The sequence below is a fragment of the Streptococcus infantis genome (assembly GCF_018499575.1).
In the GTDB taxonomy this organism is placed as follows: Bacteria; Bacillota; Bacilli; order Lactobacillales; family Streptococcaceae; genus Streptococcus; species Streptococcus infantis_K.
The window spans coordinates 250,471-272,764 of the sequence record NZ_JAHDAP010000001.1; the positions used below are offsets into that span (position 1 = coordinate 250,471).

Here is a 22,294-nt window from a genome sequence, read left to right on the forward strand (position 1 = left end):
TCGATGCAGAATAGCTTGTTTTAAAAAGGAAAAACCAGGGACAATAGTTCCTGGTTTTTTGTGATTAGAACGATGATAAGAATAAATAAAAAAACCAACGGAGTAACCGTTGGTATTGAGAAATGCTTAAGATGCTCCGTTAGTAGCACTAACTCCTGCTTCAGTAGTGGGAGTGTTTGATGACGAATCAGATTGCTCATTTTTTTGAGAATTGTTATCTGATTTTGTATCTTCTTTTTTGCTTGGAGTTTGAAGGTCTTCTTTTTGAGTTGTTTCTTGGTTGTTGGATTGATTTTGTGCAGGAGCATTGGATTCAGCGGGAGCTTCCTTTTGAACTTCCTTGATGATGGTTGTTTGTGGAGTCGTATCTTTATGATCCTTGTTTTTATCTAAAGCATTCATGATAGTGATACTAGCTGTAATCAAACCAAGGATACTGGCTAAAGTTGCAATTGTTTTTTGAAAGACGGTAAAGCCTTTTTTGATATGTTCAGTTTTAGGTTTTGATTTTCTGCGATAGTTAGACATAATTTCTCTCCTTTACCATGATTCATTATACCCAAAATCTTTAAAAAAAACTTAAATGAACCTGAACGGCATTTCTTGTCGCCTGAACTGTTTCGTGTTACAATAGAAGGAGTGATTTTAGAAAGCGTGAGAAACAATGATTTACTTTGATAATTCGGCTACGACCAAGCCTTATCCTGAAGTACTTGAAACTTACATGCAGGTGTCTGCAAAAATTATTGGTAACCCATCTAGCCTTCATCGTTTGGGTGATCAGTCTACCAGAATTTTAGAAGCTTCTCGTCAGCAGATTGCAGATTTAATTGGTAAGAAAAGCGAAGAAGTCTTCTTTACCTCAGGTGGTACCGAAGGAGATAACTGGGTTATCAAAGGGGTTGCATTTGAAAAGGCGCAGTTTGGCAAACACATTATTGTATCTGATATTGAACACCCAGCGGTTAAGGAATCAGCTCTTTGGCTCAAGACTCAAGGATTTGAAGTGGATTTTGCGCCTGTTGATGAAAAGGGATTTGTAGATGTAGCTGCTTTAGCAAATCTACTTCGTCCTGATACCACACTTATTTCTATCATGGCTGTTAACAATGAAATTGGCTCAATCCAGCCTATTGAAGCTATCTCAGAACTTTTAGCTGATAAGCCAACTATTTCTTTCCATGTGGATGCGGTTCAAGCTTTAGTCAAGATTCCGACAGAATCCTACCTAACTGACCGAGTGGACTTTGCGACCTTCTCCAGTCACAAGTTCCACGGAGTTCGTGGTGTTGGCTTTGTCTATATCAAGTCAGGTAAGAAAATTACGCCACTATTAACTGGTGGTGGCCAAGAGCGTGATTATCGCTCAACGACTGAAAATGTGGCTGGCATTGCTGCGACAGCCAAGGCCTTACGTTTGGCCATGGAAAAACTGGATTTGTTTACAAGCAAAACAAGTCAGATGAAGGCAGTCATCCGTCAAGCTCTACTCGAATATCCAGATATTTTTGTTTTCTCAGGTGAGGAAGACTTTGCCCCTCATATTCTGACTTTTGGGATTAAGGGAGTTCGTGGGGAAGTCATTGTTCATGCATTTGAGGACTATGATATTTTCATTTCCACAACCTCTGCTTGCTCGTCCAAGGCAGGAAAACCTGCGGGTACCTTGATTGCCATGGGGGTTGAAAAAGATAAGGCTCAGTCAGCAGTACGCGTCAGCCTAGACCTAGAAAATGACATGAGTCAAGTTGAGCAATTTTTGACCAAACTAACATTAATTTACAATCAAACTAGAAAAGTAAGATAGGAGCATTCATGCAATATTCAGAAATTATGATTCGCTACGGGGAACTTTCAACCAAAGGTAAAAACCGTATGCGTTTCATCAATAAACTACGTAATAATATCTCAGATGTGTTATCTATCTATCCTCAAGTCAAGGTAACTGCTGATCGCGACCGTGCCCATGCATATCTTAATGGAGCCGACTATGCAGCAGTAGCTGAGTCTCTCAAACAGGTTTTCGGGATTCAAAACTTTTCTCCAGTGTATAAAGTTGAAAAATCCGTAGAAGTTCTTAAATCTGCTGTCCAAGAGATTATGAAGGAAATTTACAAGGAAGGCATGACCTTTAAAATTTCAAGCAAGCGCAGTGACCACAATTTTGAACTAGACAGTCGTGAACTCAATCAAGTTCTTGGTGGTGCTGTTTTTGAAGCCATTCCAAATGTGCAAGCTCAAATGAAAAATCCGGACATCAATCTGCAGGTGGAGATTCGTGAAGAAGCAGCCTACCTTTCTTATGAAACCATTCGTGGTGCTGGTGGTTTGCCAGTTGGAACTTCGGGTAAAGGTATGCTGATGTTATCAGGAGGAATTGACTCGCCTGTAGCAGGGTATCTCGCCCTCAAACGTGGTGTGGATATCGAGGCTGTCCACTTTGCTAGTCCACCCTATACTAGTCCAGGTGCCCTTAAAAAAGCTCAAGATTTGACCCGTAAATTGACTAAGTTTGGTGGGAATATCCAGTTTATCGAAGTACCTTTCACTGAAATCCAAGAAGAAATTAAAGCTAAAGCCCCAGAAGCCTATCTCATGACTTTGACTCGCCGCTTTATGATGCGGATTACCGACCGTATCCGTGAAGTGAGAAATGGTTTGGTCATCATCAATGGTGAAAGTCTTGGTCAGGTGGCAAGTCAAACACTTGAAAGTATGCAGGCCATCAATGCGGTGACCAATACACCAATTATCCGTCCAGTTGTAACTATGGATAAGTTGGAAATCATTGATATTGCTCAGGAAATTGACACCTTTGAAATTTCTATCCAACCTTTTGAAGATTGTTGCACGATTTTTGCGCCTGATCGTCCGAAAACAAATCCAAAGATTAAGAATGCTGAACAGTATGAAACACGTATGGATGTTGAAGGATTAGTTGAGCGAGCAGTGGCAGGGATTATGATTACAGAAATCACACCGCAAGCCGAAAAAGATGCTGTCGATGAATTAATTGAAGATCTTCTTTAATGAATGAGAATACAACTAAAAGTTAGTTTTTATCCTAAATTTGGACGGAAACTGACTTTTTTTCTATTTTTATGCTATAATAAGGTAAAATTTTGAATATAGAGAGTTTTCTGACAATGAATCAATCTTACTTTTACCTGAAAATGCGAGAGCATAAATTAGTAGTTCCCTACACAGGTAAGGAGCGCCGCGTACGTGTTCTCCTCCCGAAAAACTATGAGAAAGATACGGATAGAAGTTATCCAGTTGTGTATTTCCATGATGGACAAAACGTCTTTTATAGTAAGGAATCCTACGTCGGCCATTCCTGGAAGATTATCCCAGCCATCAAGCGAAATCCAGATATCAGCCGCATGATTGTGGTAGCTATTGACAATGATGGTCTAGGACGGATGAATGAGTACGCAGCCTGGAAATTCCAAGAGTCTAATATTCCTGGCCAACAATTTGGTGGTAAGGGAGTCGAGTATGCAGAGTTTGTCATGGAAGTGGTTAAGCCTTTTATAGACGAAAACTATCGTACAAAGTCTGACCGCAAGCACACTGCTATGATTGGCTCCTCTCTAGGTGGCAATATTACCCAGTTTATTGGCTTGGAGTATCAAAATCAGATTGGTTGCTTGGGAGTTTTCTCATCAGCTAACTGGCTTCACCAAGAAGCCTTTGATCGCTATATCGAGCGTAAAAAACTTTTGCCTGACCAACGAATCTTTATCTACGTTGGAACGGAAGAAGCAGATGATACTGATAAGACTCTTATGGCTGGCAATATTAAGCAGGCCTATATTGATTCTTCTCTTCGTTATTATCATGATTTGATAGCAGGAGGAGTGCAGTTGGAAAATCTCTCACTCAAGGTTCAGGCTGGGGCTATCCACCATGAAATTCCATGGTCAGAAAATCTTCCAGCTTGCTTACGCTTTTTTGCAGAAAATTGGTAATTAGTATAAAGGAGACAGGATATGCATATTGAACATCTTAGCCACTGGAGTGGCCATCTAAATCGCGAAATGTATGTTAATCGATACGGACATGGCGGCATCCCAGTTGTTGTCTTTGCTTCCTCAGGTGGCAGCCACAATGAGTACTATGATTTTGGAATGATTGATGCTTGCGCATCCTTCATCGAGGAAGGCCGTGTTCAGTTCTTTACCCTTTCCAGTGTAGATAGTGAGAGCTGGTTGGCAACTTGGAAAAATAGCCATGACCAAGCTGAGATGCACCGTGCCTATGAACGATATGTGATTGAAGAAGCGATTCCTTTTATCAAGCACAAGACAGGATGGTTTGACGGTATGATGACAACAGGTTGCTCTATGGGAGCTTACCATGCTCTCAACTTCTTCTTGCAACATCCGGATGTCTTCACCAAAGTAATTGCTCTTAGTGGTGTCTACGATGCGCGTTTCTTTGTAGGTGACTACTACAATGATGATGCTATCTATCAAAATTCACCAGTAGACTATATCTGGAATCAAAATGATGGTTGGTTTATCGATCGTTACCGTCAGGCTGAGATTGTGATTTGTACTGGACTAGGTGCTTGGGAACAGGATGGACTACCTTCTTACTACAAGCTCAAAGAGGCCTTTGACCAAAAACAAATTCCTGCCTGGTTTGCAGAATGGGGGCACGATGTTGCCCATGACTGGGAATGGTGGCGCAAACAAATGCCTTATTTCCTCGGTCACATGAGTCTATAAAAGGAGTTGCTTATGAATTATCTTGTAATTTCACCCTATTACCCACAAAATTTTCAGCAATTTAGTATTGAGTTGGCCAATAAAGGAATCAAAGTTCTAGGGATTGGGCAAGAACCCTACGAACAACTAGATGAACCATTGCGCAATAGCTTGACTGAATATTTCCGAGTTGATAATCTTGAAAATATCGATGAGGTTAAACGTGCAGTTGCTTTTCTTTTCTACAAACATGGTCCAATTGATCGCATTGAATCACACAATGAATACTGGCTAGAGTTGGACGCTGCTCTTCGTGAACAATTCAATGTCTTTGGTGCCAAACCAGAAGACCTTAAGAAGACTAAGTTCAAATCCGAAATGAAGAAACTCTTCAAGAAAGCGGGAGTTCCAGTTGTTCCAGGTGCGGTCATTGAAACAGAAGCAGATGTGGATAAAGCTCTGAAAGAAATCGGACTTCCAATGATTGCAAAACCTGACAATGGAGTGGGAGCTGCCGCAACCTTCAAGCTTGAAACAGCAGATGATGTCAATCACTTTAAGGCTGAATGGGACCACTCAACCGTTTATTTCTTTGAAAAATTTGTAACCTCAAGTGAAATCTGTACCTTCGATGGTTTGGTAGATAGAGATGGAAATATCGTCTTTTCTACGACCTTTGACTACGCACATACACCCCTTGATCTCATGATCTACAAGATGGATAATTCTTATTACGTTCTCAAAGAGATGGATCCTAAATTACGCAAATATGGTGAAGCAATTGTCAAAGAATTTGGTATGAAGGAACGTTTCTTCCATATTGAGTTCTTCCGTGAGGGTGATGACTATATCGCTATTGAATACAATAACCGTCCAGCGGGTGGCTTCACAATTGATGTCTATAACTATGCCCATTCTTTTGACTTGTATAAGGGCTATGCAGCGATCGTTGCAGGTGAACCATTCCCAGCTTCTCAATTCGAGCCCCTATACTGTTTAGCGACATCACGTCGTGCCAATGCAAATTATGTTTATTCAGAAGAAAATTTGCTGGCTAAATATGGAAACCAGTTCAAGGTCAAGAAAATTATGCCAGCAGCCTTTGCTGAATTGCAAGGAGACTATCTCTATATGCTAACGACACAAAGTCGTGAAGAGATGGAACAAATGATTAAGGACTTTGGTCAGCGTCAAGAATAATTAAAATTTGGACTTAACAAACGATGTTTGTTAGGTCTTTTTTGTAGAATTGAAATAAAAGCGTTTTCTCACAGGATTCTTTTAGAAAATCTGTTGCTAAAAGCCCTAAAAATTGATAGAATAGGGACTGTCTAAAAAATATTAAGGAGAATCTATCAATGGATTTCACATGGGCAGTCAAATATGCCACTGAATTTTTGGGAACAGCCATCTTGATTATCTTGGGTAATGGTGCAGTTGCCAACGTTGAACTTAAAGGTACGAAAGGTCACCAAAGTGGCTGGCTCGTTATCGCTGTTGGTTACGGTATGGGGGTTATGATCCCTGCCTTGATGTTTGGTAATGTTTCTGGTAACCACATCAACCCAGCTTTCACACTTGGTTTAGCAGTTAGCGGACTTTTCCCTTGGTCACAAGTAGCTCAATACATCATCGCTCAAGTTTTGGGAGCAATCTTCGGACAAGCCTTGGTTGTTGCAGCTCACCGTCCATACTACTTGAAGACAGAAAACCCAAACAACATCTTGGGTACTTTCTCAACAATCGAAAGTATCGACCACGGAACAAAAGAATCACGCTTTGCAGCTTCTGTTAACGGTTTTATCAACGAGTTTATTGGTTCATTCGTACTTTTCTTTGCAGCTATGGCAATGACGAAGAACTTCTTTGGTGCTGAATTAGTTACTAAAGCTCAAGGATTGATTAACGATCAAGTAGCACAAGCAACTGCTCAAGGTCAAACAATTCCTCAAGAACAAGTCACTGCAGCTCTTGAACAAGCAAAAACTCAAGTAGCTCCATTCTTGTCACCAGGTCTTGCTGTTGCACACTTGGCACTTGGTTTCCTCGTAATGGCCTTGGTTACTTCACTAGGTGGACCTACAGGACCAGGTTTGAACCCAGCTCGTGACTTTGGACCACGTCTTCTTCATGCAGTACTTCCAAAATCAATCCTTGGTGAACACAAGGGTGATTCAAAATGGTGGTATGCTTGGGTACCAGTAGTTGCACCGATTGCAGCTGCTATTGCAGCAGTAGCACTCTTCAAATTACTTTACATGTAATCTTTAAAAAACTGGGAATTCCCAGTTTTTTTCTTTTTCAAAACTAGAAATGTTCTTCAACTCCTAAATGCTTAAATCGTCAGATTTTTTTCATTTTAAAACTAAAGGTGAAAATATGGCAAAAATATGGTAAAATAGAGTATTAAGTAAACGTTAAAAAGGAATATTATGCGTAAAGAGATTGCACCTGAATTATATAATTACAATAAATTCCCTGGTCCTGAATTTCATCTATCTGGAGAAAAAGTCGAAGCTGAAGGGTTTACCTTTACTTTGGTTGAAAATAGCAAGGATGCTTTTGATGCAACAGCATTTACTCAACGCTTTTCGGAAGTTTTAAATAAGTATGATTATATTGTAGGAGACTGGAGCAATGAGCAGCTACGCTTACGTGGTTTCTACAAGAATGAGCGAGCTGAAGAGTCTCTCGAGAAAATCAGCCGTTTACAAGATTACCTACTTGAGTATTGCAGTTATGGTTGTGCCTATTTTGTCCTAGAAAATGAAACTCCTAAACGAGCACCATTTGACCAAAAAATGCGCAAAAAAGAGGAAGAAAAGGATACCCGAAAAGGGAAGAAAACATCTCAAAATAAAAAAAGAAATAACACGGACAAGAGAAATAGACGACGTCGTAAGGAACAGAAAACTCAGAACGAAGAAAAAGGGCAACGTCATTTCGTCATCCGTAAGAAGGACTAGAAAATAAGGAGAAAAGATGAAACCGTCGATTTATAGTTTAACACGCCAAGGGATGCAAGAATGGGTCTTAGAGCAAGGAGAAAAGAAATTCCGAGCAGATCAAATCTGGGAATGGCTTTACCGTAAACGCGTTCAAACATTTGAAGAAATGACCAACTTGTCTAAGGATTTGATTGCCAAGCTCAATGACCAATTTGTAGTCAATCCCTTGAAGCAACGGATCGTTCAAGAATCAGCTGATGGTACTGTGAAGTATCTTTTTGAGTTGCCAGACGGTATGTTGATTGAGACAGTTCTGATGCGTCAACACTACGGTTTATCAGTCTGTGTCACCACACAGGTAGGATGTAACATTGGTTGTACCTTCTGTGCGTCAGGCTTGATTAAGAAGCAACGGGACCTCAATAATGGGGAAATTGTGGCTCAAATTATGTTAGTTCAGAAGTACTTTGATGAACGTGGACAGGATGAACGTGTTAGCCATATCGTTGTTATGGGTATTGGAGAACCATTTGATAACTACAACAATGTCTTGAACTTTATCCGTACCATCAATGATGACAAGGGAATGGCTATCGGTGCTCGCCATATCACCGTATCAACTTCTGGCTTGGCTCACAAGATTCGTGAGTTTGCCAATGAAGGAGTACAGGTCAACCTTGCTGTTTCTCTTCATGCACCAAACAATGAACTGCGTTCAAGCATCATGAAGATTAACCGTGCCTTTCCGATTGAAAAACTATTTGCAGCTATCGAGTATTACATCGAGACAACCAACCGCCGTGTGACTTTTGAGTATATCATGCTAAATGAAGTCAATGATGGAGTAGAACAAGCACTTGAGTTGGCAGAATTGCTGAAAAACATCAAAAAATTGTCCTATGTCAATTTGATTCCTTACAACCCAGTTAGTGAGCATGACCAGTATAGCCGAAGCCCTAAAGAGCGCGTAATGGCTTTCTATGATACGCTCAAGAAAAAAGGTGTCAACTGTGTTGTTCGTCAGGAACATGGTACTGATATCGATGCAGCTTGTGGACAGTTGCGTTCAAATACCATGAAGCGTGACCGCCAAAAAGCAGTAGCTGAAGTAAATCCATAAGATGAATCGAAAAAAAATACTAATTTTGGGAGTGCTATTATACAGTCTTTGTATCGTCTGTTTTTGTTTTACTCCCCAGCCAAAACTTCCGATAGGAGTGGAAACTCCAGGTATTCAAACTATTGGACGCCTGGTTTTTCTTTTGACGCCTTTTAACTCCTTTTGGAAACTGGGTGAAGTGACTAGCCTTCTGCAGCTATTCTGGATTTTTTTGCAAAATGCCTTGAATATCCTCTTGCTTTTTCCATTGATTTTCCAGCTTCTCTATCTCATCCCTAGTCTAAGAAAAACGAAGAGAGTCATTTTGTTTAGCTTTTTACTGAGCTTGAGCATCGAGTGCACACAGCTAGTTTTAGACTTTTTCTTTGATTTCAATCGGGTATTTGAGATTGATGATTTATGGACCAACACTTTGGGTGGTTACCTGGCTTGGGTCCTCTATAAACTACTACATAAAAATAAAATAAGGAATTAGAATGAGTATCTTAGAAGTTAAAAATTTGAGTCACGGTTTTGGTGACCGTGCGATTTTTGAAGATGTATCCTTCCGTCTCCTCAAGGGTGAACATATCGGGCTAGTCGGTGCTAACGGTGAAGGAAAATCAACCTTCATGAGCATTGTAACTGGTAAAATGTTACCTGATGAAGGGAAGGTAGAATGGTCCAAATATGTGACTGCAGGCTACCTGGACCAGCATGCTGTGCTCAAAGAAGGTCAAACCGTGCGTGATGTTTTGCGAACAGCCTTTGATGAGTTATTTAAGGCGGAAGCTCGTATCAATGACCTTTATATGGAAATGGCAGAAGAGGGCGCTGATATTGATGCTCTGATGGAAGAAGTCGGCGAACTTCAGGACCGTTTGGAAAGTCGTGATTTCTATACCTTGGATGCTAAGATTGACGAAGTCGCGCGTGCTCTTGGTGTTATGGATTATGGTATGGATACAGACGTAACAGCCTTGTCAGGTGGACAAAGAACAAAGGTACTCTTGGCTAAACTCCTCCTTGAAAAGCCAGATATCCTACTTCTTGATGAGCCAACCAACTATTTGGATGCTGAGCATATTGACTGGCTCAAGCGTTATCTGCAAAACTATGAGAATGCCTTTGTCCTTATCTCTCACGATATTCCTTTCCTAAATGATGTGATCAATATCGTCTATCATGTAGAAAATCAACAGTTGACACGATACTCTGGCGATTACTACCAGTTCCAAGAAGTTTATGCCATGAAGAGATCTCAACTAGAGGCAGCTTACGAACGTCAACAGAAAGAAATTGCTGATCTCAAGGATTTCGTAGCCCGTAATAAGGCGCGTGTTGCTACTCGTAATATGGCCATGTCTCGCCAGAAGAAATTGGATAAGATGGACATTATCGAGCTTCAAAGTGAGAAACCAAAGCCGTCCTTTGATTTTAAGCCAGCTCGTACACCTGGACGCTTTATCTTCCAAGCCAAGGATTTGCAGATTGGTTACGACCGCCCACTTACAAAACCATTAAATCTTACCTTTGAGCGCAATCAAAAAGTTGCCATCATTGGTGCCAATGGTATCGGGAAAACAACCCTCTTGAAGAGTCTTTTAGGAATTATCCCACCCATTGCTGGAGAAGTTGAACGTGGAGACTATCTAGAACTTGGCTACTTTGAACAAGAAGTGGAAGGTGGCAATCGCCAAACACCTCTAGAAGCAGTTTGGAATGCCTTTCCAGCCCTCAACCAAGCAGAAGTTCGTGCAGCCCTTGCTCGTTGTGGATTGACGACTAAACATATCGAAAGCCAGATTCAAGTTTTGTCAGGTGGAGAACAAGCCAAGGTTCGCTTCTGTCTCTTGATGAATCGTGAGAACAATGTCCTTGTTCTAGACGAGCCTACCAACCACTTGGATGTGGATGCCAAGGATGAACTTAAACGAGCTCTGAAAGAGTATAAGGGTTCTATCCTGATGGTTTGCCACGAACCAGACTTCTATGAAGGCTGGATGGACCAAATCTGGGATTTCAATGAGCTAACATAATAGTCATCAAAAAGCCAAGTCTATTTGACTTGGCTTTTTTTACGAGGATTGCAAATAGTAGGAGTCGTACCTCTATTGCACTATTTTAGTATTAAAAATAACTAATTTGTTTGATTTCCTTCGATTACATCCTCTTCAAAGTGTCCCACACCATCTTCAACAACAAATGGGCAGGTAACTTCAATTTTCTTCTGTATTCTATTTTCATAATAACAATTAATGTTATAAATTCCATCGGAAAATGAGTTTTTTGGTAAAGATAAGAATTTTTCCTTTAAGGTCTCCACAGGACTACCATTTTCTACCTTGATTTTCGAAAGGTCGAAATCAAAATCGAGAGTAAGACCTTTGTTTTTCATAAAATCTTTTGTTGTAATATTATAAAAACCAGCTGCGTCAAAATCCCCTTTTTCTCGATTGCTGACAGCCTGCTTAATCATTGCAACATAGTAGTTTTCTATTGGATATTTTCCAAATTTAAAACTAGAAGCTATTGGTGTCGCAAAGAGTTTATTTATTTTGTCAGCAGTAGTATTTTTGATACTATCTTCTTCTTGTTGTAGATTCGGTCTTTCTTTGTATACATCTAGTAAGAAACTGAATTCATCTTGTTTGACAATTTTAAACAGTTTTTTTTCTTTGTCGTTAAGAAGTGTTTCGAGATCTGTTCCTGAAAGAAGAAAGAAATTTGATAAATGTTCTCCATCCTTTCCATGAATTTTTGCAGTAGTAGTTTCTTTTAAAATAGTTCCATCTGATAAATTTTCTGTATATGTTAGCTTGTAGGCTGTTCCATAAAATGCTTCAATCTCTCTGTGTTTACCAACTACCTCAACCTTTCCCTTAAGTCCAAGCGATTTGAATTCTTCAGCAAAATTGGGAGTAGAGTATGTATTGGCTGGCGAAGAGGGAGAGAAAGAGATTGTAAGCAGTGTTAAGTTAGTATAAAAAATTACCGTAACTCCAAAGATAAAACCAAGTATGGCCAAAGTATCTTTCCCTTGCCCTAACTTGATCGTCTGATAAATACCGATAAGGAGAATGATAGAGTACACAATACTAGCGCTAACTAGTAGTGGATAATTATCAATGTAATTAAGTGGAGCACCCTTAAAACCGATTATTTGCATGAAAAATCCAATTGTAGCTAAGACTAACTGTATAGTAGAAGTCTTTTGGATCAACTCATTATCTTCAAAGGAAGTTTTTAATTTTGAGATATCTCTAAACATAAAAATATTTCCTAGCACCATTCCTGCATATGATGCGAAAAAAGCTGGCCACAAGATTATAAAAGCAAAACCTCCAGAATCATAAGTAATCGAATAAACGACATTAAAGATTAAATATGTTGGCAAGAGTAAACCGAGCCGGAATAGGTTTATTTTATAAGGTTTCATAGGTAAACCTCCTTTGTTACGGTTAACTGTATTATAGCATAACTGGAGAAGAAAAAGAGCGTTTACATGGAAGCGTTCATAAAAAAGATAGGCCCTATGACCTATCTTTTTTTAATAGTTTAAATACTGTTCAATTTCAGATTTTTGAATTTCTTTTCCGTAGTGACAAATCGGGCAAGAAACGAAATAAGTTTTACCGTAAGGAAAGAGCGGTATCCAGTAAAGAGTAAACCTGCGTCCGTATTCCGTAATTTCCCAAGTACCAAGATTGTTACAATGGCCACATTCAATAGCAGTTTGAGTATGTCCTAGCACTTTTTGGTAACCTTTTGACCCCCAAAATAGAATCATTTTCTAATCTCCTCAAAATAAATGATGTTATTGTTTACTGAAATCGTAGTCTTTCACAATTTCAATACTATCTATTGTGATAGCAGTAGTTGGTTTATCTTTTTCGTCTTTTTCAGCCTTGGCAATTTTATCTACAACATCCATCCCATCGATTACTTGGCCAAAGACAGGGTGTTTCCCATCAAGAGTTGGATTTCCACCTTCTTTGTAGGCTTCGATAATTTTTTTAGGATATCTACTTGTAGGAAGTTTAGCTGAATAGTCTGTTGTACTTTGGTTGATGAAGAATTGGCTACCATTTGAGTTTGGTTGACCAGTATTGGCCATAGATAGGGAACCACGGATATTATAGAGGTATGGAGAGATTTCATTTTTAAAACCTGTCCCCTTGTCCTTGGTTTTGTCCTTATCGTGCCAGATAGATTCACCACCTGTACCATCCCCTTTTGGATCTCCGGTTTGTACCATAAATCCATCAATTACACGGTGGAAAGTAACACCATTGTAGTAGCCTTCTCTAGCATGAGTCAAGAAGTTTTCTACCGCAAGAGGGGCTAACTTTGGAAAAAGTTTGATACGAATATCACCTAGACTTGTGTGAAGAATAACTTCAGCTTCATCGTCTGCAACTTCTTTAGAAAGTTGGGGGAAATTAGCATTTTCATTGGTTAAAGCGTCTTTGAAATCTTTTTCTGCTTGAGTAGCGGTTTTAGAACTTTCTTCAGTAGCAATTTTAGAATCTACGTAATCATCACCACGAAGAGCGCGTTGGATGCTTGTACATCCACCAAGGGCAAAGGTAGAAATGAGTAGTAGTGTAGCTAATTTTTTCATGTTAATCCTCTCAAAAATCATTTTTTCCATTGTACCCTAAAAAGAAGAGGATTTCAAATATTCAATTGTGATGATTCCGATAGTACATACAATTTTATGGCCTTACTTACACCATTTTGATCATTAGAATCTGTTACTGTATTTGCGCAAGTTTTGACATCTGTAGGTGCGTTTCCCATTGCAACACCAAGTCCAGAAGTCTCAATCATTGGAATATCATTATAATTATCTCCAATAGTCATAATTTCAGAAAGTGAAAGTTGATAATACTTGGCTAATTCTAATAAAGCTTGTTTTTTGGATACTTGATTATGTGTAACTTCTAGATAGTTATCTTTAGAGAGATAGAAGTTGGTTTGAGGGAAATCTATTGAGGATAAGTTTTTTTGAAGTTTCTGTATGGTATCCGTATTATCTATCAGCAAAAGTTTATGAACAAGAGTTTTCTCGTCTTTTATAAAATCTGCTAAAGATGTAACTTTTGGACTTTCTCCAGTAATAGTTGCTTCGATTTCTGCCCACTCATCAATTGTATTCACAAGCCAATCTTTTCCAGAATAAACATTTATAGAAACTGTCGGGAATTCTTTTTTCAAAAAGTCATGAAGTAAGAGCAATTCGCTTTTATCAATAGAATGCTGACTTAGGATTTTATCTCCTAAACTGATGAGTGCTCCATTATAGCAGGCAATAGGAAAGTCGGTGATGCCAAGTTCTTTAGAAATTGGAGCTATACCGAGAGGAGATCTAGCAGAAGCTAGAACAAAAGGAATATTACATTGTTTTAAAAGTGGCATCAGTTCTATCAAATGAGAATCTAATTGGTGATTTTTATCCAGAATAGTGCCGTCAATATCACTCATAATTAATTTAATTCTTGACATATTTTGCTCCTTTTTAAAAGAGGATCGTTGTTCTACCATCTAAAGATTCTTGTATTTCTACATCAGGCTCTTTATCTGTAATCCAGTAATCAAAATCAGCTAGTTCAGAAAGTATAAAATGAGAGTGTTTGTTTATCTTTCCTGTTTCAGCTAGCAAAACACGAATAGCACTTGTTTTAAATGCTCTTTTTTTCATGAGAACATCTTCTTGATCCTCAAAGCTAACTTGCCCGTCTGAAAGACTAGCAGCGCCAAAAAATGCTACATCAAATCTAATTCCCTCTAAAGTATTGGATTCTTCTAGTGAATAATAAAAACGATTCTGTCTATGAAATTTTCCACCGAGAATATGAAAATCGACATTTTCATTATTTCCTAAGATAAGTGCGTTATCTAATGAATGACTGAAAATAGTAACTTTTTTATCTATAATTTTTGCTAACTCAAGTATAGTGGTTGAAACATCAAAGAATATCAGTTGTGAATCGGAAATGAGTTGGGTAGCTAAATGAGCAATTTTCGCTTTTTCTTTAGAAGACTGTTCTGCTCGACCTTGAAAACCAAGAATTACTTGTTTTTTTATTGGCAATAAACCTCCATGAGTTCTTTTTGCTCGTTTCTCCTTTGCGAGAATAGCAAAATCTCTACGGATGGTATCTTTAGAAACATGGAAATGGTCAACCATTTCTTTTGCTGATAGACTTCCTCTATCCTCTAAAAGTTTAATGATTTCTTCTAATCGTTGTTCTTGGTACATAGGAAATCCCCCTTTTAATACTAATATACCTCTTTTGTAAGTGATTGTCAATAATTATAATGATTTGTAAGTGTTTTTGCATTAAAAAAATCAACCAGCTTCGGTTGATTAAAGATTCTTTTTAGGATGGCGGTCAATGATTGCTTGATGGTCTTTGAGAGCTTGTTCACCTTTTGGAGTTAGTTTATAGCCACGAATCGAAAAGCAGTTAGTTAATTCCTCTTCTGAAATATGATCATGAAGTGCTTGATTCAAGTCAGAAGCCTTCATTTTGTAGAGCCCAGTAACCCCCTTCTTTTTAAGAATATTCTTTTTTATGGTAGCATTTAGATGGTTAAGCGAGTCAAAGGCTGTTTCAATTGTAGCATAGTCTTTTTCAACAAGTGTTTCTAAGTGTTTTGGTGCGTCAATTCCATAAGAATTACTATATTTTAAATGAGTATATTTTCAAAGGATTTTTCTTTTGGCTTCAATTCCTAATGAAGCAATGAACTTAATACTAGGTCTCGAAAAGAATTATGCATCCTCTTTCTGTCTAAGTTCAAAGAGGTCTTCTACTTTCAGATTAAAAACTTGAGCAATTTTAAGAGCCATTTCCAGCGAAGGATTGTAACGATTATTTTCCAAGTGCAGAATTGTCTCGCGTCGCATGCCGATTAGGTCGGCTAACTCCTGCTGGGTCATGCCTGTGGACTCACGAACAGATTTGAGATTAGTAATAATATTGCTTTCTTTGGCCATGCTTATCCTCTCCGTTCCAAGATAAGATAGACAATCGCAAAGATGCAAATCAAGGCAGCTATGCTAATAAATATCTGACCCATGTAAAGAGTGAGAGACCCCATATACCCAATGATAACTGCTAGGATCATCAGTGCGCCTAGTATAAAAACAAACATTAAGCTAGCTGCCTTTGCTAAATTAGCATAAAAGCGTTCGTCCGGAGTTTCCTTGACATTTTTCAAAGAGAAAAAACCAAATACAATCACTTCAATAACGAGGCCAATTCCCAATATCCATTCTTTAATACCAGAACTTACGCTTGGGGTCGCAACCCAAATCCCTACTGTATAAAAAATGCTTGCTGCTAACACAAGTACCGTGTAAAGCTTAGCAGATAAGTCAAAAATAATCTTTCCCTTACCTTTCTGAATCTTATGAGTCCGTGGTTTCATATGTAGCCAGCTCCAAATAGCTATAATTTGACCTGACACTGAAATACCAGTAATAACTAACTTGGGTCCCCAACTAAGATTAGAACCAAATAAAACAATAAAATCAATAAAGAGAGCTACGGCAATCACTGCAATGAGGCCACGCATTTTTTGACTTTTTTTCATGATAGACTCCTTTTTTGTGTTATAAATATATAACATTTAAATTTTATGTTATAAATATATCACATTTAAATTTGGAAAGCAAGAATTTATGTGTCAATGTGGCAATTATTTGAAAAAATTATTTAATAAAAGCCTTTGCTAGTTAAACAACTAAAGAATTCTTTGAAGCAATGTTTGGATAGTTTCGTTAATAGTATTTGTTGATAAAGAATTTTTGGAAAATCTAGATACTGTATGAATCTCTGCTTTTTTTCTTAGACTGTTATAAAGTCTGTCAGAATAAGGTTTGTAGGTGTAGAAGTTAATTTTTTCTTTCTAATTTATCCCTATTAGTCTAAAAAATTTAAAAATTTTAAACTCTGTCAAGTTTTTTTCTTGACACCTCTCAGAAATCTGCTATAATAGAACATGTGCTAAATAGCTTAGCTATTTCACCGAACTAAAAAATAAAAGAAAAGAGATATTAAAAATGGCAGTTAAAATCCGTTTGACTCGTATGGGTTCTAAGAAAAAACCTTTCTACCGTATTAACGTAGCAGATTCACGTTCACCACGTGACGGACGTTTCATCGAAACAGTTGGAACTTACAACCCACTTGTTGAAGAAAACCAAGTAACTTTGAAAGAAGACCGTATTCTTGCATGGTTGGCTGATGGAGCTCAACCTTCAGATACAGTTCGCAACATCCTTTCAAAAGAAGGTGTATTGAAGAAATTCCACGATTCTAAATTCTCAAAATAAGTTTAAAGTAGGTTGACAGATGGATACAATTGAAAATCTCATTATTGCAATTGTGAAACCTTTGATTTCACAACCAGATGCCTTAACTATCAAGATTGAAGATACACCAGAATTTTTGGAGTATCATTTGGATCTTGACCAAAGCGATGTGGGTCGTGTAATCGGTCGTAAGGGTCGCACTATTTCTGCGATAAGAACGATTGTCTACTCTGTCCCAACTGAAGACAAAAAAGTAAGAATCGTTATTGACGAAAAATAAGAAAAGCGGGACATGGTCTCGCTTTTTTTGCAAGGAGAAGGAATGAGAGATTTAACAGTTAGACAACTAGAGGAATACTTACTTGACCACTACCAACAATCTAGAACAGAAGAAGGACTTTTTATTAAGCTAGTAGAAGAAGTTGGAGAAGTTGCTGAGGTTTTAAATGGACGCTCTGGTCGAAAAGAAGGAGTTCAAGATTCAAACGAGGAATTGGCAAAAGAGTTGGCAGATATCATTCACTACACAGTTGCTATTGCAGCTATAAATAATATTGATTTAACGAAGACCATTTTTGAGAAAGACAAAAAAGCAGCTATCAAGTATCAGCATGCACAAGATTTGGAAGGATTTTTAGAAAGAAATCATCCATAGTAGCCGTTTTCTCCAACTTGAGAAAATCCCTATAACATGATAAAATAAAGGGAGAAATAGATACAGGAGATCAGATGAACTATTTTAACGTTGGGAAAATTGTCAATACCCAAGGCTTGCAAGGTGAGATGCGAGTCTTGTCAGTGACAGATTTTACTGAAGAACGCTTTAAAAAAGGGGCAGAGTTAGCCTTATTTGATGAAAAAGATCAGTTTGTGCGAACAGTGGTCATTGCAAGCCACCGTAAACATAAAAACTTCGATATCATCAAGTTTAAAGATATGTACCATATCAATGATATCGAAAAATACAAGGGATACAGTCTGAAGGTTGCAGAGGAAAATCTCAATGACCTGGATGATGGTGAGTTTTACTACCACGAGATTATAGGTTTAGAAGTCTATGAGGGAGATAACTTGATTGGAACTATCAAGGAAATTCTTCAGCCAGGCGCCAATGATGTCTGGGTAGTCAAACGAAAAGGCAAACGAGATCTACTCTTACCTTATATCCCACCTGTAGTTCTCAATATAGATATTCCTAATAACCGTGTGGATGTTGAACTCTTAGAAGGGTTAGACGATGAAGATTGATATTTTAACTCTTTTTCCAGAAATGTTCACACCCTTAGAACATTCCATCGTTGGTAAGGCTCGTGAAAAAGGACTCTTAGATATCCACTATCATAATTTTCGTGACTACGCTGAAAAGGCACGTCATGTTGACGATGAACCCTACGGTGGCGGTCAGGGGATGTTGCTCCGAGCGCAACCCATCTTTGACGCCTTTGATGCCATTGAAAAAAAGAACCCGCGCGTGATTCTCTTAGACCCTGCTGGGAAGCAGTTTGACCAGGCTTATGCGGAGGATTTGGCGCAAGAAGAAGAACTTATCTTCATCTGTGGGCACTATGAGGGTTATGATGAGCGGATTAAGACCTTGGTAACCGATGAGATATCTCTTGGAGATTATGTCTTGACTGGTGGAGAACTAGCAGCAATGACCATGATTGATGCGACGGTTCGCTTGATTCCAGAAGTTATCGGCAAGGAAGCTAGTCACCAAGATGATAGCTTTTCATCAGGACTCTTGGAATATCCTCAGTACACAAGACCTTACGATTTTCGCGGCATGTTAGTCCCAGATGTACTCATGAGTGGTCACCATGAGAATATTCGACAATGGCGACTCTATGAGAGCCTTAAGAAAACCTACCAACGTAGACCCGATTTGCTGGACAACTATGAATTGTCAGCAGAAGAAGAAAAAATGTTAGCAGACATTAAAGAAAATAACAATTAAAAGGAGAAAACTATGCAAGTAATTAAACGTGATGGACAAGTCGCTGATTTTGATCCAGATAAAATCTACCAAGCTATCCTTAAGGCGGCTCAAACAGTCTATGTATTGACTGACGATTTGCGCCAAAATCTAGCTCAAGTCACTAAAAAGGTTGTTTTGGATTTGGAAGAAGCAAAAGTAGAACGTGCCACCATCAGTATGATTCAATCAATGGTTGAGCACCGCTTACTTGGTGCTGGCTACATTACAATCGCAGAACACTATATCTCTTATCGTTTGCAACGTGATTTGGAGAGAAGTGGTTACGGCGATCACATCGCTGTTCACCTTCATTTTGAACAAATTCGCTAAGATAAAAAGAGTGAGATGATAGAAGCATCTCACTCTTTCTTAAATCTTCTTTTTTGAGCCGTTTGGATAGTAGAAGGAACAAAAGTTACTCTTCGAATATCCGACACTCGAATAATACGGCTGACGTTTTTGGCGAAGTTTTTAACAATAATTTGTTGGCGGTCAGTATCATACTTAATAATATCGCCTGTAAAACTTGACTCAGCAAAAATGATGTGTACAGCTGTTTTTTTAGCTAAGGCTTCTTCAAGTTTAGCAATTAGGGGATCGCTTTTTTCAGGAATGGAATCTTCATGTCCATTGACAAAATCATGGACTTTTTGAAAAACCTGTTTTAATAAATCTTTCATTCCGGCCTCCCTTCTTTTAATCATTATATAAAAATTTTATGAAATCTACAAGATTTTTCGAATAATCAATTGAGAACAAAAAGGAGAAAAACATGGCAGAATTTACATTTGAAATTGAAGAACACTTGCTTACTTTATCTGAAAATGAAAAAGGATGGACCAAAGAAATCAATCGTGTCAGCTTTAATGGTGCACCGGCGAAGTTTGACATTCGTAGCTGGAGTCCTGACCACACCAAGATGGGGAAAGGAATTACCCTCTCAAATGAAGAATTTCAAATCATGGTGGATGCTTTTAAGAATCAATAAACTTTCATCTAAGATTCATTAAAAAGAGGCTAGGGGAAATCCCGGCCTCTTTTATTTGCTTGAAAAATAAGCTTGTGTACGAAGACGTTGGAGTAGTGGTCGGCTGATGAAGCTAATGGCTACAATTTTGGCAAGATCAGGTATGATAAAGGGAATAACACCGACAGCCAGTGCTTTATCAAAAGGCATTCCAGCTAAGAAGTGGAGACTGAGAATACCACCGACAAAAACAAGTGAATCTCCCAAGAGATTTGCAAAGAAAATACGTAGGACACCACTATTGGTGTGAATGAGATAGGAAGCAAGCCCTGCATAGACAAGATCGAACCAAAGATAACCAGCGCTTGGCCCTACCAAAACATGAAAACCAGCTCCTCCACTAGCAAAAACCGGAATACCGATAGCACCCAGCAAGAGATAGAGACCAACAGAAAGAACGGCTTCCCTTGGTCTAAAAACAGTAGCAATGAGTCCAATCGCAAAGTTTTGCAGAGTAAATGGAACCGGCCCAATAGGTATACTAATTTGTGCCAATACCGCAATAAGAGCAGCCCCGATAGCTGGGATAGCGTAAATATGTGCTTTTTTCAAAATAGTTAACCTCTTATATAAATTATAGTAACTATTATACTAGAAGAGAATCAAATGTCAACCTGTTTTAAAATAAAAGGTTACAAATCTGTAACGGCCGATTTAGAACAAAAAAAGAGACCCAGAGGTCTCTTTTTATTTTAACGCATAGTTACAAATTCTTCAGAACCTGTTGGATGGATAGCGACAGTAGCATCAAAGTCAGCTTTTGTAGCTCCCATCTTGATAGCAACTGCAAAACCTTGAATCATTTCGTCAACTCCATAGCCGATACCATGAAGTCCAACTACCTTTTCGTCTGCACCAGCTGTAACGAGCTTGAAGCGAGCTTCTTGGCGGTGACTAGTAACAGCAGAATACATAGAAGCAAATTTTGAAGTATAGACTTTGATGTTTTCTTGTCCATACTCTTTGATAGCTTCTTCCTCAGTCAGACCGACAGTTCCGATAGCTGGATGTGAAAAGACAACAGTTGGAATGGTTGTATAATCCATTTTAGCATTGGTTTTGCCATTGAATAGTCTTTCTGAGAGAGTACGACCAGCTTTGATAGCGACAGGTGTTAGTTCTTTTTCGCCTGTAACATCTCCAAGAGCATAGATACCTTCAACGACTGTGTTCTGGTATTCATCAACTTGAATGAAACCACGTTCATTAAGTGTAACACCTGCTTTTTCAAGCTGAAGCCCTTCAACATTTGGACGGCGACCAGTTGCCCAGATAACTTGGCTAGCAGTATGAGTGCTACCGTCTTCAAAATGAATGGTAATGCCTTCTTCAGTTTCTTCAAGTTTAGCTGGAATCTTATGGGTGTGTAAGTTTAATCCAGTATTTGCCATTTCCTGAACCAGACTCTCAACGATATAGCTATCAAATCCACGTAGCGGACGATCACGACGGACAAATAAATCTGTCTGAACACCAAGTGTATGGAGTACACCAGCCAATTCTACAGCAATGTAACCAGCACCTAGAATAGCTACTGATTCAGGCAACTCTTCCCAGGCGAAGACATCATCTGAGCTACCACCTAGTTCAGCACCAGGAATAGCAGGGATATGAGGATGAGCTCCAGTCGCAATCACAATATGCTTAGCGTGGATCAATTCACCATTAACGCTGACAGTATGAGCATCGACAAACTCGGCACGTCCTTCAATCAAATCAACCCCGTTACGCTTGAAGCTTCCATCGTAAGACGAGCGAGCACGATCAATATAGGCTTCACGATTCTGACGAAGTCTTGCAAAATTAAATTCGTTGTCAGTGCTTGTGAAACCATAGTCAGGTCCATATTTGTGGATACTCTCTGCAATTTGGGCTCCATACCACATGATTTTTTTAGGGACACAGCCGAGGTTGACACAAGTTCCACCTAATTTCTTTTCCTCAATAACTGCCACCTTAGCACCATGTTCACCAGCACGGTTCATGGTAGCAATACCCCCGCTGCCTCCACCGATGGCGATAATGTCATATTCTCTCATAAGAAAGCTCCTTTACTTGTTTTCTAGTCATATTCTATCTTTTTTTGAAAGTCAATGCAAAAATCTGCTACGTTTAAATTTCTTAAGAAAATGCTTGCAAAAATAAAAAAGAAGTTGTATTATATAACTAACACAACAATAAAAGATTTGGCGATTGTTTTTGGA

29 protein-coding genes are annotated in these 22,294 nt (G+C 38.7%); 17 read left to right on the forward strand and 12 right to left on the reverse strand.

Annotated features, from left to right (window positions below; genetic code table 11):
• Positions 1-126: 126 nt before the first annotated feature.
• Positions 127-528 carry a DUF6556 family protein gene (locus KJR31_RS01155; protein ID WP_214261699.1) on the reverse strand — a complete coding sequence of 134 codons (402 nt, stop codon included), beginning with the start codon at positions 526-528 and terminating at the stop codon, positions 127-129.
• Positions 529-664: 136 nt separating this feature from the next.
• On the opposite strand from KJR31_RS01155, the gene KJR31_RS01160 reads away from it, so the two are divergent.
• The 10 genes from KJR31_RS01160 to KJR31_RS01205 all read left to right on the forward strand — a co-directional run bounded on the left by KJR31_RS01160 (position 665) and on the right by KJR31_RS01205 (position 10,798).
• Entirely contained in the window at positions 665-1,807 is a 1,143-nt protein-coding gene (locus KJR31_RS01160) for a cysteine desulfurase family protein (RefSeq protein ID WP_214261700.1), read from the forward strand.
• Positions 1,808-1,815: 8 nt separating this feature from the next.
• On the forward strand, positions 1,816-3,030 hold the full coding sequence (gene thiI, locus KJR31_RS01165) for a tRNA uracil 4-sulfurtransferase ThiI (protein WP_214261701.1): 1,215 nt from the start codon (positions 1,816-1,818) through the stop codon (positions 3,028-3,030).
• Positions 3,031-3,146: 116 nt separating this feature from the next.
• Complete coding sequence (locus KJR31_RS01170; protein ID WP_214261702.1) at positions 3,147-3,971, forward strand: alpha/beta hydrolase; 825 nt, start codon at positions 3,147-3,149, stop codon at positions 3,969-3,971.
• A gap of 21 nt (positions 3,972-3,992) precedes the next feature.
• Positions 3,993-4,733, forward strand: coding sequence for an esterase family protein (locus KJR31_RS01175; protein ID WP_075567841.1), 741 nt, complete (start codon positions 3,993-3,995; stop codon positions 4,731-4,733).
• A 12-nt stretch (positions 4,734-4,745) separates the two neighbouring features.
• Positions 4,746-5,912: an ATP-grasp domain-containing protein gene (locus tag KJR31_RS01180; RefSeq protein WP_214261703.1), complete on the forward strand. Its 1,167-nt coding sequence runs from the start codon at positions 4,746-4,748 to the stop codon at positions 5,910-5,912.
• A gap of 158 nt (positions 5,913-6,070) precedes the next feature.
• The gene (gene gla / locus KJR31_RS01185; protein ID WP_214261704.1) at positions 6,071-6,976 is read left to right on the forward strand and encodes an aquaglyceroporin Gla; all 906 of its coding nucleotides are present in this window, start codon (positions 6,071-6,073) and stop codon (positions 6,974-6,976) included.
• A 168-nt stretch (positions 6,977-7,144) separates the two neighbouring features.
• Positions 7,145-7,678 (forward strand): YutD family protein, encoded by a 534-nt coding sequence (locus KJR31_RS01190; RefSeq protein ID WP_214261705.1) that lies wholly within the window; start codon positions 7,145-7,147, stop codon positions 7,676-7,678.
• Positions 7,679-7,694: 16 nt separating this feature from the next.
• The gene (gene rlmN, locus KJR31_RS01195) at positions 7,695-8,780 is read left to right on the forward strand and encodes a 23S rRNA (adenine(2503)-C(2))-methyltransferase RlmN (RefSeq protein WP_214261706.1); all 1,086 of its coding nucleotides are present in this window, start codon (positions 7,695-7,697) and stop codon (positions 8,778-8,780) included.
• A 1-nt stretch (position 8,781) separates the two neighbouring features.
• Positions 8,782-9,255: a VanZ family protein gene (locus tag KJR31_RS01200; RefSeq protein WP_214261707.1), complete on the forward strand. Its 474-nt coding sequence runs from the start codon at positions 8,782-8,784 to the stop codon at positions 9,253-9,255.
• Between the two features lies 1 nt (position 9,256).
• Complete coding sequence (locus KJR31_RS01205) at positions 9,257-10,798, forward strand: ABC-F family ATP-binding cassette domain-containing protein (RefSeq protein ID WP_214261708.1); 1,542 nt, start codon at positions 9,257-9,259, stop codon at positions 10,796-10,798.
• A gap of 101 nt (positions 10,799-10,899) precedes the next feature.
• Here the strand turns inward: KJR31_RS01205 and KJR31_RS01210 are convergent, their stop codons facing one another.
• The 8 genes from KJR31_RS01210 to KJR31_RS01245 form a co-directional block, all read right to left on the reverse strand.
• Entirely contained in the window at positions 10,900-12,198 is a 1,299-nt protein-coding gene (locus KJR31_RS01210; RefSeq protein WP_214261709.1) for a hypothetical protein, read from the reverse strand.
• Between the two features lie 111 nt (positions 12,199-12,309).
• Positions 12,310-12,549, reverse strand: coding sequence for a zinc-ribbon domain-containing protein (locus KJR31_RS01215; RefSeq protein WP_214261710.1), 240 nt, complete (start codon positions 12,547-12,549; stop codon positions 12,310-12,312).
• 27 nt (positions 12,550-12,576) lie between these two features.
• Positions 12,577-13,383: a peptidylprolyl isomerase gene (locus tag KJR31_RS01220; protein WP_214261711.1), complete on the reverse strand. Its 807-nt coding sequence runs from the start codon at positions 13,381-13,383 to the stop codon at positions 12,577-12,579.
• Positions 13,384-13,436: 53 nt separating this feature from the next.
• Positions 13,437-14,267 (reverse strand): HAD family hydrolase, encoded by an 831-nt coding sequence (locus KJR31_RS01225; RefSeq protein ID WP_214261712.1) that lies wholly within the window; start codon positions 14,265-14,267, stop codon positions 13,437-13,439.
• A 13-nt stretch (positions 14,268-14,280) separates the two neighbouring features.
• On the reverse strand, positions 14,281-15,024 hold the full coding sequence (locus KJR31_RS01230; protein ID WP_214261713.1) for a DeoR/GlpR family DNA-binding transcription regulator: 744 nt from the start codon (positions 15,022-15,024) through the stop codon (positions 14,281-14,283).
• Positions 15,025-15,132: 108 nt separating this feature from the next.
• Positions 15,133-15,279, reverse strand: coding sequence for a hypothetical protein (locus KJR31_RS08530; RefSeq protein ID WP_239682093.1), 147 nt, complete (start codon positions 15,277-15,279; stop codon positions 15,133-15,135).
• Positions 15,280-15,540: 261 nt separating this feature from the next.
• Complete coding sequence (locus tag KJR31_RS01240; protein ID WP_214261714.1) at positions 15,541-15,765, reverse strand: helix-turn-helix transcriptional regulator; 225 nt, start codon at positions 15,763-15,765, stop codon at positions 15,541-15,543.
• Between the two features lie 2 nt (positions 15,766-15,767).
• Positions 15,768-16,364, reverse strand: a complete 597-nt coding sequence (locus tag KJR31_RS01245; protein WP_214261715.1) for a DUF3796 domain-containing protein — start codon at positions 16,362-16,364, stop codon at positions 15,768-15,770.
• Positions 16,365-16,833: 469 nt separating this feature from the next.
• On the opposite strand from KJR31_RS01245, the gene rpsP reads away from it, so the two are divergent.
• The 6 genes from rpsP (at position 16,834) to KJR31_RS01275 (ending at position 19,393) form a co-directional block, all read left to right on the forward strand.
• Complete coding sequence (rpsP, locus tag KJR31_RS01250; RefSeq protein ID WP_004253064.1) at positions 16,834-17,106, forward strand: 30S ribosomal protein S16; 273 nt, start codon at positions 16,834-16,836, stop codon at positions 17,104-17,106.
• Positions 17,107-17,125: 19 nt separating this feature from the next.
• Positions 17,126-17,365: an RNA-binding protein KphA gene (gene kphA, locus KJR31_RS01255; RefSeq protein WP_000379617.1), complete on the forward strand. Its 240-nt coding sequence runs from the start codon at positions 17,126-17,128 to the stop codon at positions 17,363-17,365.
• Positions 17,366-17,407: 42 nt separating this feature from the next.
• A complete protein-coding gene (locus KJR31_RS01260; protein ID WP_006151253.1) occupies positions 17,408-17,740 on the forward strand; it encodes a MazG nucleotide pyrophosphohydrolase domain-containing protein in 333 nt (110 codons plus the stop codon).
• A gap of 74 nt (positions 17,741-17,814) precedes the next feature.
• Entirely contained in the window at positions 17,815-18,333 is a 519-nt protein-coding gene (gene rimM / locus KJR31_RS01265) for a ribosome maturation factor RimM (RefSeq protein WP_214261716.1), read from the forward strand.
• The gene (gene trmD / locus KJR31_RS01270; RefSeq protein WP_214261717.1) at positions 18,323-19,042 is read left to right on the forward strand and encodes a tRNA (guanosine(37)-N1)-methyltransferase TrmD; all 720 of its coding nucleotides are present in this window, start codon (positions 18,323-18,325) and stop codon (positions 19,040-19,042) included. Before rimM ends, trmD begins: the two co-directional genes overlap by 11 nt.
• 12 nt (positions 19,043-19,054) lie before the next feature.
• Positions 19,055-19,393, forward strand: coding sequence for an ATP cone domain-containing protein (locus KJR31_RS01275; protein ID WP_004253071.1), 339 nt, complete (start codon positions 19,055-19,057; stop codon positions 19,391-19,393).
• Positions 19,394-19,422: 29 nt separating this feature from the next.
• Here the strand turns inward: KJR31_RS01275 and KJR31_RS01280 are convergent, their stop codons facing one another.
• Positions 19,423-19,743 carry a hypothetical protein gene (locus tag KJR31_RS01280; protein WP_214261718.1) on the reverse strand — a complete coding sequence of 107 codons (321 nt, stop codon included), beginning with the start codon at positions 19,741-19,743 and terminating at the stop codon, positions 19,423-19,425.
• Positions 19,744-19,835: 92 nt separating this feature from the next.
• Between KJR31_RS01280 and KJR31_RS01285 the strand changes: the two genes are divergently transcribed.
• Entirely contained in the window at positions 19,836-20,051 is a 216-nt protein-coding gene (locus KJR31_RS01285; protein ID WP_004253080.1) for a YdbC family protein, read from the forward strand.
• Between the two features lie 51 nt (positions 20,052-20,102).
• Here the strand turns inward: KJR31_RS01285 and KJR31_RS01290 are convergent, their stop codons facing one another.
• A complete protein-coding gene (locus KJR31_RS01290; protein ID WP_214261719.1) occupies positions 20,103-20,642 on the reverse strand; it encodes a biotin transporter BioY in 540 nt (179 codons plus the stop codon).
• A gap of 140 nt (positions 20,643-20,782) precedes the next feature.
• Positions 20,783-22,129 carry a glutathione-disulfide reductase gene (gene gor, locus KJR31_RS01295; RefSeq protein ID WP_214261720.1) on the reverse strand — a complete coding sequence of 449 codons (1,347 nt, stop codon included), beginning with the start codon at positions 22,127-22,129 and terminating at the stop codon, positions 20,783-20,785.
• Positions 22,130-22,294 lie beyond the last annotated feature (165 nt).

Excerpts from the sequence above, each read along its gene's own strand:
- KJR31_RS01155 (WP_214261699.1), bottom strand. The coding sequence starts at position 528 with ATGTCTAACTATCGCAGAAAATCAAAACCTAAAACTGAACATATCAAA.
- KJR31_RS01160 (WP_214261700.1), top strand. The coding sequence starts at position 665 with ATGATTTACTTTGATAATTCGGCTACGACCAAGCCTTATCCTGAAGTA.
- thiI (WP_214261701.1), top strand. The coding sequence starts at position 1,816 with ATGCAATATTCAGAAATTATGATTCGCTACGGGGAACTTTCAACCAAA.
- KJR31_RS01170 (WP_214261702.1), top strand. The coding sequence starts at position 3,147 with ATGAATCAATCTTACTTTTACCTGAAAATGCGAGAGCATAAATTAGTA.
- KJR31_RS01175 (WP_075567841.1), top strand. The coding sequence starts at position 3,993 with ATGCATATTGAACATCTTAGCCACTGGAGTGGCCATCTAAATCGCGAA.
- KJR31_RS01180 (WP_214261703.1), top strand. The coding sequence starts at position 4,746 with ATGAATTATCTTGTAATTTCACCCTATTACCCACAAAATTTTCAGCAA.
- gla (WP_214261704.1), top strand. The coding sequence starts at position 6,071 with ATGGATTTCACATGGGCAGTCAAATATGCCACTGAATTTTTGGGAACA.
- KJR31_RS01190 (WP_214261705.1), top strand. The coding sequence starts at position 7,145 with ATGCGTAAAGAGATTGCACCTGAATTATATAATTACAATAAATTCCCT.
- rlmN (WP_214261706.1), top strand. The coding sequence starts at position 7,695 with ATGAAACCGTCGATTTATAGTTTAACACGCCAAGGGATGCAAGAATGG.
- KJR31_RS01200 (WP_214261707.1), top strand. The coding sequence starts at position 8,782 with ATGAATCGAAAAAAAATACTAATTTTGGGAGTGCTATTATACAGTCTT.
- KJR31_RS01205 (WP_214261708.1), top strand. The coding sequence starts at position 9,257 with ATGAGTATCTTAGAAGTTAAAAATTTGAGTCACGGTTTTGGTGACCGT.
- KJR31_RS01210 (WP_214261709.1), bottom strand. The coding sequence starts at position 12,198 with ATGAAACCTTATAAAATAAACCTATTCCGGCTCGGTTTACTCTTGCCA.
- KJR31_RS01215 (WP_214261710.1), bottom strand. The coding sequence starts at position 12,549 with ATGATTCTATTTTGGGGGTCAAAAGGTTACCAAAAAGTGCTAGGACAT.
- KJR31_RS01220 (WP_214261711.1), bottom strand. The coding sequence starts at position 13,383 with ATGAAAAAATTAGCTACACTACTACTCATTTCTACCTTTGCCCTTGGT.
- KJR31_RS01225 (WP_214261712.1), bottom strand. The coding sequence starts at position 14,267 with ATGTCAAGAATTAAATTAATTATGAGTGATATTGACGGCACTATTCTG.
- KJR31_RS01230 (WP_214261713.1), bottom strand. The coding sequence starts at position 15,024 with ATGTACCAAGAACAACGATTAGAAGAAATCATTAAACTTTTAGAGGAT.
- KJR31_RS01240 (WP_214261714.1), bottom strand. The coding sequence starts at position 15,765 with ATGGCCAAAGAAAGCAATATTATTACTAATCTCAAATCTGTTCGTGAG.
- KJR31_RS01245 (WP_214261715.1), bottom strand. The coding sequence starts at position 16,364 with ATGAAAAAAAGTCAAAAAATGCGTGGCCTCATTGCAGTGATTGCCGTA.
- rpsP (WP_004253064.1), top strand. The coding sequence starts at position 16,834 with ATGGCAGTTAAAATCCGTTTGACTCGTATGGGTTCTAAGAAAAAACCT.
- kphA (WP_000379617.1), top strand. The coding sequence starts at position 17,126 with ATGGATACAATTGAAAATCTCATTATTGCAATTGTGAAACCTTTGATT.
- KJR31_RS01260 (WP_006151253.1), top strand. The coding sequence starts at position 17,408 with ATGAGAGATTTAACAGTTAGACAACTAGAGGAATACTTACTTGACCAC.
- rimM (WP_214261716.1), top strand. The coding sequence starts at position 17,815 with ATGAACTATTTTAACGTTGGGAAAATTGTCAATACCCAAGGCTTGCAA.
- trmD (WP_214261717.1), top strand. The coding sequence starts at position 18,323 with ATGAAGATTGATATTTTAACTCTTTTTCCAGAAATGTTCACACCCTTA.
- KJR31_RS01275 (WP_004253071.1), top strand. The coding sequence starts at position 19,055 with ATGCAAGTAATTAAACGTGATGGACAAGTCGCTGATTTTGATCCAGAT.
- KJR31_RS01280 (WP_214261718.1), bottom strand. The coding sequence starts at position 19,743 with ATGAAAGATTTATTAAAACAGGTTTTTCAAAAAGTCCATGATTTTGTC.
- KJR31_RS01285 (WP_004253080.1), top strand. The coding sequence starts at position 19,836 with ATGGCAGAATTTACATTTGAAATTGAAGAACACTTGCTTACTTTATCT.
- gor (WP_214261720.1), bottom strand. The coding sequence starts at position 22,129 with ATGAGAGAATATGACATTATCGCCATCGGTGGAGGCAGCGGGGGTATT.